Here is a 14,004-nt window from a genome sequence, read left to right on the forward strand (position 1 = left end):
CGCTAATTGCCTAAATACAGGTATACACCCGCAGCATTATTATCCAGCAAATTCGTATATATATTTTCATCAGCGCCGATCTCCAATGGGATATACCTGTTGGAGCGGCGCCAGTACACCGGATCCAACACAAACGTCAACATCCCTTCCTGCAGAAAAGTTTGTGCATTTTTATAACTGGCCGCAAAATATCCTTTCAGGTCTTTGTCTCCGGCAGTCCAGTATTGTCCCATATAAAAACAAATACGATTGGCCGTTGTTTGCAATGGCAGGAAGGTGCTGTCTTTCGGCGTTATAAAACAGGAGTAAAAAGAATCCGGTGTTTGCACCAATACGACCATCGGCACCTCCAACCGGTTAAAAACATGCAAGCTTTGCCGATGTGATGCATCAACAAAATCATCATTGTCTGAAGGCGTATCCGCGATGGGTGCGCCAATTGCTACTGCTAACGCGGAAGCTGGCGTATAGGCCACGCCTTTCAATGCTGCCATGAAGTCCGCCCCATACACATCATCACCGGTATGATAAACAGGTCCACTGGTATCTGCGACTACTCTTGCCCCCTGTACATGCGTTAATTGTGCCAGCAGGTATTTCATCCGGGGACCGGTACGCGCGCCCACAAAAAAGTCTGTTTCTTTACGAGGCACTCTGGGTCCGGGAGAAGGCGTGTAATGGGTTAACCAGCGGAAATTGATGGCCACCACAATCCCTATTATCACTCCCAGCATCAGCACTCCCGCCACTCTTTCTGTCAGGCCATCTGGTCTTATACGATCTGTTAGCGATCCCAACAGATCTACCAGGGGCCGGTTTTTTATCCTGTATGCCCGCAACTCTTTTTTCCGTACCTGCAGCCGTTCCTGTACAAAGTCGGTGGTATGTAGCTGTTCCACCAGCTTCAACACCTGGTGCCCACGCCTGAACTCTACCCTATAAATAGCGAGAGCCAGGTTAATCAGGCTTATTCCGTAGTCACTTCTCCACTTCTCAAACTCCGGCGGTAATATATTCAGTTGGGTGATCAATGCAGCATTTGCAAAGCGGGCAAAGCGTTTCCACGCATAGCCGCCGCCGTTATGAAATACCTCAATGGCTGCTTTCAATTCATTATCCAATACTTTCAGGTAACGCAATACGTGGCGGTAACTGGTGGTAATATGTGGACCATCCAGCAGCAAGGGACCACCAAAAAGGTGTTGCAGGGTAGCTACATCCTGCGTTTTCAAACTGTTCACCACACCTGTAGTAAACAGCGGCTCATAATAAGGCGCTATAAAAGACAGGAATTCCCGATCCCGGTACAGGGGATGATCTGCTATCCGTCCCTTTATTTCACCGGTTTGCAGGAAATATAAAAGTTCGGGGTCTGCCGCTATTTGTTCGTGATATTGTAGCTCCTGCGAAGATTGTAGCCGGTCAAAAAACAATAGCAAGTCGTTTTTACTGAGCAACTGCCCGTTGACCCGCAACATTTTATCGTCTGATAATTCCAGTTCTGCTAATGACTTTTTCCGGAGAAGGGATAACGCACTATTGTCCCGCAAATCTACGGGTCCACCATGTAGTGTTATCAGAAAATCCAGTGGGTTAAGGTATTTCATCTGACAGCAAAATAAGAAAAAACCGCAACACTATTCTCCTACCTTGAGCTGTATACCATTGGTATTATCCGACAATAGCTTTAACAGGGGCCGTTCTTCAGCAGAAAGGGTTATTTCTACCGGAATATATCTGTCGGATGTTTTCCAGTAAGCACTGTCCAGTACAAACTCCAGGGTAGAATTACGCAACCAGGCCTGATGATACGGGACTGGTTGCATAAACGCTCCTTTTACTGTGTAGGACGGTACATAATCCATGTGTTTATCACCCTCCCAGTCGGGGTTCCATTGATTCCCCATGTAGAAATACGTTTTGCTGAGCAATAAAGGCAATGGCATAAATGCACTATCCTCAGGGCTCACAAAACGGGAATAAAACGAATCCGGCGTTTGTACCAATACAATCAAGCCGTTCCGCTGATGATTAAATACACACAGGCTTTGCCGGTGCTGTACATCGCGCCAGGCGCTATCCTCCGGCACCAGTGGTTGCGGATGATAGTATAAGGGTTGCACAAAAAATTCGCCCACACCACCTTGTTTGCGGAGTGCTTCCATAAACGCCGGTCCATATACATCATCGCCGGTAGACAATGGTGTTGGGGCGGGGAGTTTCCCCATCTCCGCCAGATGCACATAGGGGGCTGTTATCAACTGTGAAAACAGGTATTCCATGGTCCAGTAAGTACGGGAACCGGAAAACTTGCTCCCTTCTGCCGGCGCAAATAATTCCCGGGGCGTTTCTCTTTTTTCAAACTGTGATCCTATCATGATCACCAGTACCGTGAATATCATCACGCTAATTTGTATCAGCCGCTCCCTGGTAAGCCACCATTTAGCGAGTAGCTTATCGAATGCGGTAGTAGGTTTCGGCCGGAACTCCGGAGGCGTTCCCTGAAACCCGCCTTCTTTTATATACCGGGTATATTTAATGGCGTTTTCCTGCACATACGCCACCGTCTTCAGTTGTTGCACATTGGCTAACAGGGTTAACGCTTTTCTTGCATCTCTCTGTTCATATAGCACCAGTGCCAGGTTGATCAGCAGAATACCGTATTCACTTCTCTCCATATGAAAAGCTTCCGGCAGCATATTCCATAATTCTACCTGTGTAATGGTGAGCCAATTTTCCACTCCACCCGGTTTATCCCTCCCGTGAATCTTCACCCCATCTTTATGCGCTTCTATCAGGCGGTATTGCTGTTTTAAGAAACGGAATATTTTATCATAACTCCGCTTCATGCTTTCTCCATCTAGTAAAACGGGATTGGTAAAAAGGTATTGCAGTGGCTTTATCCGTTGCTGCTGCAAACTGCTAAGAACCTCACTGGTAAACAAGGGTTCATAAAATGGCGATATAAAAGACAAAAATGCTTTGTCTTTATATAGCGCCGTTTCTATAAATAGTCCGGAGATACTACCTGTTCTCAGGAAACGGCATAATACCGGGTCTTTATTTATTTCCTGGTGAAAATGTAAGGTGGTCTCGTCTTTCAGCTGATCAAAAAAAACCAGGAGGTCATTTTTACTCCACCATTCGCCTTTGATTTGTAACAACTTGTCAGTTGTTATTTCCAGTTCCGCCATCATTTTTTTCCGGAGAAGGGATACCGCGGCGGCATCTGCTACATCTACGGCAGCACCATTCATTTCTTCCAAAACGGCAACGGGATTACGGTATTTCATACACCAGCAAAATACTAAAAATTTGCCTTATGAAAATAAGAGGTAAGCCAGCACCAGGGTGACCACCACGTTAAACGACTGCGCTATCAGGAACGCATATACGGGCTTTCGGCTTTCCGTACCAATCAGGTCTTTAAAGTTGGTTTCCAACCCGATGCTGGTAAATGCCAGCGCAAACCAGAGTCCCTGTAAACTTTTCAAGGGTCCTTTTAAGGCGGTTACTGTTGGGGGAGAAACGAAAAAAGAAAACACCAGCGAGGCCAGGATAAACCCGATCACGAACTTAGGAAACCGCTCCCAGATCACTTTCAACGTAGGCTTGGTATTGGTATCTCCTGCGTTAGGATGTTTGGTGTAAGTCCAGTACACCGAAATGGCAAAAGCCGCAATCCCCAACAATACATTCTGGGAAAACTTAACAATGGTACTCACTTTCAGGGCCGTTTCGCCTACCAGTGATCCGGAAGCTACCACTGCACCGGTAGTATCAATACTACCGCCCAGCCACGCCCCCGTTACTGCTTCCGGGAAGTTGTAATAGTTGGCAATCATCGGCATAAATACCATCATAGGGATAGCCGTAATCAATACCAGGGAAATGACCAGCGACAGCTTTTTTGCATCTCCCTTAATGGCACCAGAAGTAGCAATGGCGGCTGATACCCCGCAAATAGATACGGCGCTGGACAACATCATCGTTAACTCATTATCTATCTTCAACCATTTACACACCCAATAGGAGAAGTACCATACTGACAATACCACTACCAATGCCTGGATAAGTCCCAGCGCACCCGCTTTCATCACATCTGAAAAAATAATGGTAGTACCCAGTAGCACCAATCCTATCTTCACAAAAAACTCAGAAGTCAATGACTCCCGGAACCAGGTGGGCAACGTAAAGAGATTCCCTATCAGCAAACCGATAATAAGACTGAATATCACCGCTTCCAGCCCATACCCGTTTAAGGTAGCATTGCCTGCTACTATCAATGCCAGCGTAGTCAATACAAACACAACAGGAAAAACCAGCAGGGTATTTTTCAATGACTTCCCGGTTAAGAAAGATCCCAGCAAGGCCACCAGGATCACATAAATAAACTGAGCACCTATTTTAAGGAAGTTGGCGCCGGTCAATACTTTGCCGGTTAAATCGGCCATATTGGTCCACTTATACTCGGGTATGGCTACGGCTACACCGGCCATGGAAAGAAGAATGATCAGAAAGCCGAGCACTACAATGGCCCAGTCTTCCTGCAAATAAGATTTTGCTACAGGCATATAGATTCATTAAGATAGTGACACTTTAAAACAGATCTTTCAGTACCGTATTGGCCGCATGATATCCACACATGCCATGCACACCGCCTCCCGGTGGCGTGGCAGACGAACAGATATAGATCCCTTTGGCGGAAGTCCGGTAAGGGTTCAGCCGCAAAGCAGGACGGGTATATAATTGACGAATATCCAGTATACCGCCGTTAATATCGCCTCCTACATAGTTCGGGTTATAGGCTTCCATCTGCTGTGTATTCATGGTATGCTTAGCCAGGATCAGGTCACGAAAGCCCGGTGCAAACCGTTCTATTTGTTTTTCTATAAGGTGGGTCATATCCACCGCGCTGCCATTCGGTACATGGCAATAGGCCCAGGCTGTATGCTTACCCGCCGGCGCTCTTTCATCGAAGAGGCTTTGTTGAGTTAACAGTACATAGGGGGCTTCATTCAGCCGGCCGTCGTACGCACGTTGCTCCGACAACGCTATTTCTCCGAAAGTACCACCCAGGTGCACAGTGCCCGCGCGGCGGCAGGCTTCCGCTTTAAAAGGAATAGGACCACTCAGCGCCCAATCCATTTTAAATACCCCCGGTCCATAACGATACCGCGTCAGTTGCCGCTTATAACCAGCTGTAAACCGCTCTCCCGCAATAGTGAGCAATTGCTTCGGGGTGAGGTCAAACATCAGCGCATGATGCGAAGGCAACTGCGACAGCGAGCTAACGTGCACGCCTGTTTGAATTTTTCCACCCATCGAAACAAAATATTGTGCCAGCGCATGACCAATAGCCTGTGATCCTCCTTTGGGTATAGGCCAGCCATGCTGGTGGCCTACGGCGCACAGTACCATGCCAATAGCAGCAGAGGCGATATTGGTCAACGGTTGTATGGAGTGAGCACACATGCCCGCCCATAACCCTTTGGCTGCCTTTGTAGTAAATCTTTTGGACACTGCTTCGGCGGAGCGCAAAGCATTCCATCCAAACTTTGCCATGATCAACGGATGACGCGGAATGGCAAAAGGGCCCAGGCTATCTTCCGCTACCAATCCCCAATGATCGGCTACTGGTTGAATAAGCCGGCGATAAGCCTGCTCATCTGCACCCAGCGCTGCAGCTGTTTCATCCAGCGACCGGGCCAGGAAAGCGGCGGTACCATCATCAAAAGGATGTGCGGCTGCCAGCGATGGTTGAATAAATTCCAGCCCATAATCCGCCAGCGGCAATTGTGAGAAAAAAGGAGAACCCATCGCCATCGGATGTACGGCGGAACATACATCATGAAAAAAGCCCGGCAACGTCAGCTCCTGCGTACGCATACCGCCGCCAATGGTATCTTTTGCTTCCAGCAGCAATACCGATACACCTGCCTGCTGCAGGCGGATACCTGCAGCCAGGCCATTAGGCCCCGATCCTACTATGATAACATCGAAATCTCTCTTTTCCATGGGCTTCCGTTACAGCTGTTGGCGTTCGGCTCCTGCGTCTGCAAATAAAATATACTCTTAACGGGAATGCAAGCTATTTTTTAAATTATTCCGGCAACACCACCCCCACACGGATGGCCTGTAAGCCACTTAATCCCTGCAAGTCTTCCAGCTCCAGCTCTTCCATCTCCGGCAGCAGCACACCCGTATCCTGTAAATAACGGATAAAAGGCAGATAATCTTCCACATCTTTGCGATCCGAGTAAATCAATGCTATCTTATCCGGCTGGGTTAACCGCTCTTCTGTATCCCGGATATGCACTTTATCAATCCGTTTTTTAATCATCTGGTAACGGATATTATATGCGCCTTCCACATCAAATTTGCGTTCATCCGCCCGGAAGCTGATATCTATCGGGTGATTATGTACGAAGATGAGTTGGGTGGTTTGCAATTTCGCCGCCATCTGTGCTAACAGCCCATGCGTAAGCCCCGCAATAGTGACCATAGACGACAACTGCCATAAACGAAGATTCTTCAGATGGAAATGATCAAAAGGTTTATTGGGGGCAATAGACTGCCCGATGTAGATATCATACTCAACCCCATCTGTTCTGAATTTCTCAAAATAGCAGGGATAAGATTCCTGTAATTTATTTTTCTCTGATTCAAAAAACTGGTTGACGGTTAAATTGATCAGCTGCATAGATGCTTCCAGCGCCGCTTTATTGGTATCGCTGGTAAGGCTTTCCAGGCAAGCGTCAATGGTTTCCCTTGTTTTAGGAAACTGCACCGCCACATGTTGTAAATATTGCACCGCTTCCTCATTCAAAAAACGATTCAGTTCATTTTCCTGCGAAGGACTCAACTGCTCTTCCACCAGCGCCTGCTGCCATTGCTGGCAATGATAGATCATTTGTTTCAGCAGATCGTTTTGCTGGTAGGCATGCAGGCTGTCTAACGTAGCAGCCAGCACGGCCAGCTGACTAACCAGGTCTGCTATAATCGCTTTATTTCTTTCTATTGTAGAATTACGGATATCGATGGCGCCATATAAAGGATATACCTGTTCAAAGAGAATATTTTGAATAGTAGCCGGCAGGTGTTTCTTGGTATGATACAGGTATTGCCAGGCGGCTTCATTAAACTTCCACTGTACAGCAGGCTGTATAGACGTGAATTTTTCTTTGATCACCGATTCTATCTCCAGGTTAAATTCTTCTATATAAATCTGGAATAGTTGTGCAATAGCTCCCCTGGCCGGCTCCAGCAGCGCCAGCGTTTTATCATCAAATGTATCTTCGCCCCAGGTGTGCACCGCTACAATGCCTACCAGTTCATGCAGGTGAAATACTGGCAACAAGCCCAGCGACTTCACCCCCTGTACGCGGAAGTACTCCAGGAAAGCGTATTCCTTGCGGGTTTCGCGGAAAATATCAGAAGAGAAAAAGAAGATGGGTTTATAGGCAAAGGCTTTCGCCTGACGGGCAAATTCCTCCTGCGAAAGCCGGTCTTCTCCCCATACCTCAAACAAAATACCAGTACCTCCTTTCTGCAGGCTGTATACCGGCACGCCATTCACCCGCAAAAACGGGAACAAGTCGAATTCAATCTTACTGTTACGCGCCAACGATTTAAGCGCCTGTATCACTTCGTGGAAACTCTCTTCCGCTACCAACGATGTGCGGGAGAGCCTTACCTTCTCTATATTTTCTATGGCTCTCTCTGCAGTAACATCCGTGACGGTGACCACGCAAAAACCGCGACAACGGAACAGTTCCAGCGGCAGCAATTCTTCCAGTATTTCAAAGCCGCCGCCTTCACTCAGGTGGGCATATAACAGTACCGCATCCAGTTCCGGCAAAGGGCCTTTGGCGGCAACGTCTATAAAGTCGGTGTTAATATTAACGGCATAGTGCTGCAACAGTCCTGTGGCTTTATTGGTGCCGGTGTGATATTGTTCCCTGGTTACCGGTACAAAAAAATTATACAACCGTTGCAATATGAAAGAATAAAACAGCTGTAGCCAGTCGCGGCGATAATCTGCTGCACTACGTGTTACCTCATACTTACTATATTCCAACCGTACTTCCAGCAATTCATACAGCGGTTCCGTACCATAAAACGTACCCGGGGAAAAAGGGAAGCTGAGGCCCCAGGCAATTTCATCTTCTGCCTTCATGGAAGGCGACAGGCAGGCATATACGTATTCCAGGAGTTCGGTATACTGCTGTGTATCGGCGAGGCTCATGTCCCGGTGGCTGATATCTGATGCTTCAAAGCGACTCAGCGTTTCTGAATAAATGCGCCCCTTCACGGTATGCTCTTCACTGATCCGCTTTTTCAGCCAGGACATAAATGGTTCAAACGAAATAGCGGCATCAATAGCCGGCGGCGATCCTTTTTCTGCCGACACATCCAATATGGTTGCTCGCATAATGACTGGGATTATTCTTTCGTTATCAAAGGTAGGAAATTTGGAAGGTGTAACACGCATACCATGGCCCGCTTATGGAAATAACTTACCTTGTTAGAGCAGAAAGCAAAAAGCGGAAAGCAAAAAGCTATTGTAGCGACCGATTAGTGCGTATTTCCTATCCGCGTAGGTCCATTTGCTACAATAACTTTTTGCTTTCCGCCTTTTGCTTTTTGCTTTACACCCCTGTAATAACAATATCTAAACAACTACACATCATGAAAACGATCTACTTATTAACGGCTGCATTATGCTTGTTAATTACCTCCAACACTTACGCACAGCAGGATTCTGCCGCTATGATGAAAGCCTGGATGGAATATATGACACCGGGACCTATACACCAGAAAATGGCGATCGCCGATGGCGAATGGACCGCTGACATGACCATGTGGGATAAGCCAGATGGCCCTCCCAGTAAAACTACCGGCGCCTGCGTAAACAAAATGATCCTCGGCGGCCGCTACTGCGAAAGCCGCTACACCGCCAATATGATGGGTATGGCATTTGAAGGCATAGGCACCATGGCGTATGACAACCAGCGAAAAGTATTTATTGATACCTGGATAGATAATATGGGTACCGGTATCACCATCCTGGAAGGTAACTGGGATGATGCCACGCACTCCCTGGAATTAAAAGGCAAAGTACAGGACCCTATTACAGGAAAAGACTGCTGGATGCGACAGGTGACCACCTGGAAAGACAAAGATCACCAACTCATGGAAATGTATCGTACCCAGGACGGTAAAGAACGCAAGGAGATGGAAATTGCGCTGACGCGGAAATAATGTAGTAGCAGAAAGCATAAAGCGGAAAGCAAAAAGCAATTGTAGCGGATAACCATTGGGGATGCTAATACCCTTTATTCATCCGCTACAATTGCTTTTTACTTTCCGCTTTATGCTTTCTGCTTACTGCAACAAACTTCCCGGTGTAACACCAAACTGTTTTTTGAAGGCACGTTGAAAATGTTGTGGATGGCTATATCCCAATTGGTAAGCTATTTCAGAGATATTCCACCGCCGGTCACGAATCATCTGCTCCGCGCGGATAAGCCGGTTTTCCTGTATGAAACCGTGAACGGTGGTACCAAATAATTCGCGGAATCCACTCTTCAGGCGGAACTCATTCAGCTGGCATAACTTTGCCAGTGCTGCCAGGGAAGGCGGTTGTTCCAGTTGTTGCTCCAGTAGCAACCGGGCGGCATATAGCTTATCAACATCGGCCCGCGATAAGGCCGTTTTTTTAGCGGGTGCTTCCAACAGCGCTTCGCATTGCAGGGCAAACAGGTCCAGTATTTTGGATTCGAGATATAATTGCTTTAATCCATCCGGCAGAGGGCCCTGCCAGATAGTATCAAAGATATACTTCATTTTTGCCGTCACCCGCTGACGGGGTGCCTCCAGCATAAACGGCTTACCTACATATAATTGCTCCGAAAACCGCTCCAGTGCCGGTACATAGGCAATAAACAACTCCGCCATTTTCTCCGGCCGCATATGCACCCCAAAAGAACGATAGCTACCTTGTCCGAGTACCTGGTTGGTTTCCAGGGCAAGGGGATTAAACAAGATGTTATGCGAGCCCTTAACACATAGCTGCCTGCCCGGAAATCCCTCCTGTGTTTGATAAAAATCTCCTTCCAGGATGAAGTTCATCTCCACAAAAGTATTATTTACATGCTCCCACGCGGAAGTAGCCTGGTGGGTATGAAAGCGGCTGTCCACCAGCCCCATATCCTTTAGCAGGGCTACTGTGAGCGTACCCGGTTTATCTTCAAAAGGCAATGCCCGCTCCTGTACAATGCCGTTGCCGGGAGAAAAGATTTTATGATAGTCGGCCGCAGTGGAGGGTAACGCAAACTTATCCATGCCGGTATATTTAAATTTTCAGAGATGGTACAAATTTATCCGTTTTATGCCATCGGTCACGTGAACAAAACGCCAATTTTATCCGCATAAAACAGATGGCTATGTCCAACAAAATTAAAGAGAATAACGAACAAATACCCGTACTCATTGCAGGCGGCGGATTAACCGGATTATCGGCAGCCCTGTTCCTGCTGCAACAAGGCATACACCCCGTATTAATAGAGCGCCGCAGCGGCACCTCTATACATCCCCGCGCCCGTGGCTTTGATGTGCGTACCATGGAGCTATTCCGGGAACTACAGCTGGACCAGGCTATTCGTGAAGCGGGCCAATCCCTCTCTGCTGCCTGGGGCATTTATACGGGCGCCGATTTGCCGGCAATTGTGGACCAGGTGCCTACTGACCGGGCTAAAATAAAGCATCCTGTAGAAATACCCGGGCTGGAAAAAATTGCTGCCCTCAGCCCGGTGTCCGGCGCGCGTTGTACCCAGGACCTGAGCGAACCCATTTTACTACAGGCTGCTCTCGACCGGGGTGCAGATATCCATTTCGATACCGAGTTAGTGTCTTTCACACAAGACACGGAGGGCGTAACAGCGTATATCCGTCACCGTAATACCGGCGATACCACCACCGTTCATTGTCAATATCTGATAGCCGCAGATGGTGGCAACAGCCCTGTTCGCCGTCACCTCGCGGCTGAAACTACCGGCAGCGGCGCACTGGGCAACCTCCTGAATATTTACTTCGAAGCCCCGCTGGGCGATTATGTAAAAGGCCGGGAATTCAGCATCGGCCTGATTGACCGCCCCGGTATCCAAGGAATGTTTACAGCCATCAACAACAACGATAAATGGGTGCTTCACCTGCACTATGATGCACAAAAGGAACAGCCAGCAGCCTTCACTACAGCGCGACTGGAAAGCATCCTCCGTGAAATCATCGCCTTACCGGAGATACCGGTACGCATCATCAGTATGCTCCCCTGGCAACCAACCGTAAAGGTGGTCAATAACATGCAATACGGCCGCCTCTTCCTGGCCGGCGATGCCGCCCACCAAATGACACCCTATGGCGGAAAAGGCGCTGCCTCCGGTGTTCAAGACGTACACAACCTGGCCTGGAAAATGGCGCTGGTACTGAAACACCAGGCACACCCCGCCTTGCTGGATACCTACTCCCCCGAAAGGCAACCGGTAGGTTTGAAAAATGCGCTCATCTCCGGCGACATGGCCGACGAAAAAGGATTACTCAAAGCCGATGCGCTGACCAGATTCCGGGATGCCGATAAGGAACAAGCTATGTCCTGGCTCCTCGCCATGCTGGGCGTGCCTGATTACCGTTATACTTCCAGCGCTATTGCCGGCAACGCACCTGTCGCCGATACCAACATCATAAAAGCAGGCGGACACCCCGGCACACGCGTACCACATCACTGGCTACACGAAAATGATACCCGCCTCTCCACGCTCGACCTGGCAGTCACCCACTTCACATTGGTCACAGATGAAAACGGCTTCGCCTGGCATACGGCCGTTTCCGCTATCGCAGATAACTTTCGTTTGCCCATTACCGTTAAGGTGATTACAGACACTGAATGGAAAACAGCCGCTAATCTCGCTGCAGGGGAAGCATTGCTGATTCGTCCGGATGGATTTGTTGCCTGGCACTCAGCAGATCCTACCTATTCACTGGAACAAGCGCTGGAGAAGATATTGGGTGTTGCAATACCGGAAGTACTAACTGGGAAATAATGCAGCGGATATTGTCTTTTTCAGGATTATACGGATTAAACTGATTTCGTTTTTGGGATCTTGTAAGATTAAAAAAAATAGGGAGAAGAAGGTAGACATATCAACCTTCTTCTCCCTATATCTTTCTATATCAGAAAATAAAAATCAGTTTAATCCGTATAATCCTGAAAAAGACAATATCCGCTTCTATCCCAGAACAATTTGTTCCGGCTTATAATCCGGGCACCCGCCCGCATACGACGCCACCAGTGCGCCTAGCGCATTTGCAAAACGCAGGCACTCCCTGGCCGGCTGCTCATGGATAAAACTATGCAGGAATCCTGCTAAAAAAGCATCCCCACTCCCAATTGTATCCACCACTTTCACAGGAATACCAGGTTCTACATAGCAGGTATCGTTCATCAATAACAACGCCCCTTCCGCTCCCATGGTAACAACGATCACGGGAATATTGAAACGGGCAGACAGTTCCCGCACCGCCCACTCCTTATCTTCAAACGGATGATACCAGCCGCTGATCAGCTCCAGTTCTGCTATATTCAACTTCAGCAAATTGCAATGCTGTAACAGCCATTCCACATGATCACGGGTATAATGTGGCTCCCGCAGGTTGATATCCAGCACCTTAAACAGGTTTTCCTGCAACGCCTGTTGCAGCGTATGACGCGTCACTGCATCACGGGAACAAAGACTCCCAAACACCAGGTAACGCGTACCCGCACTTTTCAACAACCGCGCCAGTGCGGGCTCCCATTGAATGAAATCCCACGCCGCCGGATACACGATATCATAGTGCACATCAGTAGGATTGGTCATATCTGCATATACCTTACCCGTTTCCTGTTGTTCATCTACCTGTACAAAAGCAGTATCCAGGTGAAACCCATATAGCATATCCAATAGTCCCTGCCCACGCGTATCCTTTCCGATGCGGGATACCAGGGACACCTTTTCCCCTAACTTTTGCAGGTGATAAGCCACATTCATCACGGCGCCACCAGGTAATTCTTTGTCCGGCAGGATATCCCACAACATCTCTCCAAAACATACTATTTCTTTTGCCATAATTTTTCCAACTTTGATTAGCAATGATCCCTCGCGGCACTTACCTTTACGATCCGTACAAAGTACGATAAAGCCATTATATTTATATCACGAATATCCCGTATAAATCCGAAAAAATGCACCAGGAAGAACATTTAAAAAGCTCCGATTTTATTACAGACATGGTCATCGGCATGAGCGATGGCCTCACTGTGCCTTTTGCCCTCGCAGCAGGATTGAGCGGGGCTGTGAGCAGCAATAACATCATCCTGACCGCAGGTATCGCCGAAATAGTAGCCGGCTGCATAGCCATGGGACTGGGCGGCTACCTGGCCGGAAAAACGGAACTGGAACATTATGAAAGCGAGCTAAAAAGAGAATATGCGGAAGTGGAAACAGTGCCGGAAAAAGAGATGGAAGAAGTAAAAGAAGTATTTGCAGAATATGGATTGAGTAAAGCCGCACAAGACCTCATTGCCACAGAGCTTTCCAGGGACAAAGACAAGTGGGTGCACTTCATGATGAAGTTTGAACTGGGCCTGGAAGCGCCTAATCCCAACCGGGCTAAAAACAGTGCGCTCACCATCGGCGCCTCTTACTTTGTAGGCGGACTACTCCCGCTATCGGCTTACCTGCTCACGGATACGCCTCAACGCGGATTGATCGGTTCCACCATCCTTACCATCATCTGCTTATTTGTATTTGGTTATTTCAAAAGTAAAGTAACTGGTCAGCCGCCCGTACAAGGCGCCCTGAAGGTGACCATGATTGGCGTATTGGCTGCTGCTGCTGCTTTCGGCATCGCCAAATTAGTGGCCTGATTTTAAACATAAACGCCGGAGAAATGTTAGCAACATAA

General features: G+C 48.1%; 10 protein-coding genes. 3 read left to right on the plus strand and 7 right to left on the minus strand.

What is annotated here, in order from left to right:
- Positions 1-2 precede the first annotated feature (2 nt).
- The 5 genes from AC5ZC7_RS22210 to AC5ZC7_RS22230 all read right to left on the minus strand — a co-directional run bounded on the left by AC5ZC7_RS22210 (position 3) and on the right by AC5ZC7_RS22230 (position 8,434).
- A complete protein-coding gene (locus AC5ZC7_RS22210; RefSeq protein ID WP_496158851.1) occupies positions 3-1,607 on the minus strand; it encodes a hypothetical protein in 1,605 nt (534 codons plus the stop codon).
- 30 nt (positions 1,608-1,637) lie between these two features.
- On the minus strand, positions 1,638-3,293 hold the full coding sequence (locus AC5ZC7_RS22215) for a hypothetical protein (protein ID WP_496158850.1): 1,656 nt from the start codon (positions 3,291-3,293) through the stop codon (positions 1,638-1,640).
- Between the two features lie 27 nt (positions 3,294-3,320).
- Positions 3,321-4,574, minus strand: a complete 1,254-nt coding sequence (locus AC5ZC7_RS22220) for a putative sulfate exporter family transporter (RefSeq protein WP_496158849.1) — start codon at positions 4,572-4,574, stop codon at positions 3,321-3,323.
- A gap of 25 nt (positions 4,575-4,599) precedes the next feature.
- A complete protein-coding gene (locus tag AC5ZC7_RS22225) occupies positions 4,600-6,018 on the minus strand; it encodes an NAD(P)-binding protein (protein WP_496158848.1) in 1,419 nt (472 codons plus the stop codon).
- An 85-nt stretch (positions 6,019-6,103) separates the two neighbouring features.
- Entirely contained in the window at positions 6,104-8,434 is a 2,331-nt protein-coding gene (locus tag AC5ZC7_RS22230; RefSeq protein WP_496158847.1) for a GAF domain-containing protein, read from the minus strand.
- 257 nt (positions 8,435-8,691) lie between these two features.
- Here AC5ZC7_RS22230 and AC5ZC7_RS22235 point away from each other — a divergent pair, with 257 nt between their 5' ends.
- Positions 8,692-9,264 (plus strand): DUF1579 family protein, encoded by a 573-nt coding sequence (locus AC5ZC7_RS22235; RefSeq protein WP_496158846.1) that lies wholly within the window; start codon positions 8,692-8,694, stop codon positions 9,262-9,264.
- Between the two features lie 123 nt (positions 9,265-9,387).
- Here AC5ZC7_RS22235 and AC5ZC7_RS22240 read toward each other — a convergent pair whose 3' ends face one another.
- Positions 9,388-10,347 (minus strand): helix-turn-helix domain-containing protein, encoded by a 960-nt coding sequence (locus tag AC5ZC7_RS22240; RefSeq protein WP_496158845.1) that lies wholly within the window; start codon positions 10,345-10,347, stop codon positions 9,388-9,390.
- 101 nt (positions 10,348-10,448) lie between these two features.
- Between AC5ZC7_RS22240 and AC5ZC7_RS22245 the strand changes: the two genes are divergently transcribed.
- On the plus strand, positions 10,449-12,101 hold the full coding sequence (locus AC5ZC7_RS22245; protein ID WP_496158844.1) for an FAD-dependent monooxygenase: 1,653 nt from the start codon (positions 10,449-10,451) through the stop codon (positions 12,099-12,101).
- Positions 12,102-12,287: 186 nt separating this feature from the next.
- Here the strand turns inward: AC5ZC7_RS22245 and AC5ZC7_RS22250 are convergent, their stop codons facing one another.
- Positions 12,288-13,166: a PfkB family carbohydrate kinase gene (locus AC5ZC7_RS22250; protein WP_496158843.1), complete on the minus strand. Its 879-nt coding sequence runs from the start codon at positions 13,164-13,166 to the stop codon at positions 12,288-12,290.
- A 116-nt stretch (positions 13,167-13,282) separates the two neighbouring features.
- Between AC5ZC7_RS22250 and AC5ZC7_RS22255 the strand changes: the two genes are divergently transcribed.
- Complete coding sequence (locus tag AC5ZC7_RS22255) at positions 13,283-13,966, plus strand: VIT1/CCC1 transporter family protein (RefSeq protein WP_496158842.1); 684 nt, start codon at positions 13,283-13,285, stop codon at positions 13,964-13,966.
- Positions 13,967-14,004: the final 38 nt, after the last annotated feature.

Source organism: Chitinophaga sp. 9-1-y (genome assembly GCF_059511905.2).

What these genes read in the sequence shown, in the direction of transcription:
- AC5ZC7_RS22240 (WP_496158845.1), bottom strand. Translation starts at nt 10,347, where the DNA reads ATGGATAAGTTTGCGTTACCCTCCACTGCGGCCGACTATCATAAAATC.
- AC5ZC7_RS22215 (WP_496158850.1), bottom strand. Translation starts at nt 3,293, where the DNA reads ATGAAATACCGTAATCCCGTTGCCGTTTTGGAAGAAATGAATGGTGCT.
- AC5ZC7_RS22220 (WP_496158849.1), bottom strand. Translation starts at nt 4,574, where the DNA reads ATGCCTGTAGCAAAATCTTATTTGCAGGAAGACTGGGCCATTGTAGTG.
- AC5ZC7_RS22230 (WP_496158847.1), bottom strand. Translation starts at nt 8,434, where the DNA reads ATGCGAGCAACCATATTGGATGTGTCGGCAGAAAAAGGATCGCCGCCG.
- AC5ZC7_RS22245 (WP_496158844.1), top strand. Translation starts at nt 10,449, where the DNA reads ATGTCCAACAAAATTAAAGAGAATAACGAACAAATACCCGTACTCATT.
- AC5ZC7_RS22235 (WP_496158846.1), top strand. Translation starts at nt 8,692, where the DNA reads ATGAAAACGATCTACTTATTAACGGCTGCATTATGCTTGTTAATTACC.
- AC5ZC7_RS22225 (WP_496158848.1), bottom strand. Translation starts at nt 6,018, where the DNA reads ATGGAAAAGAGAGATTTCGATGTTATCATAGTAGGATCGGGGCCTAAT.
- AC5ZC7_RS22210 (WP_496158851.1), bottom strand. Translation starts at nt 1,607, where the DNA reads ATGAAATACCTTAACCCACTGGATTTTCTGATAACACTACATGGTGGA.
- AC5ZC7_RS22255 (WP_496158842.1), top strand. Translation starts at nt 13,283, where the DNA reads ATGCACCAGGAAGAACATTTAAAAAGCTCCGATTTTATTACAGACATG.
- AC5ZC7_RS22250 (WP_496158843.1), bottom strand. Translation starts at nt 13,166, where the DNA reads ATGGCAAAAGAAATAGTATGTTTTGGAGAGATGTTGTGGGATATCCTG.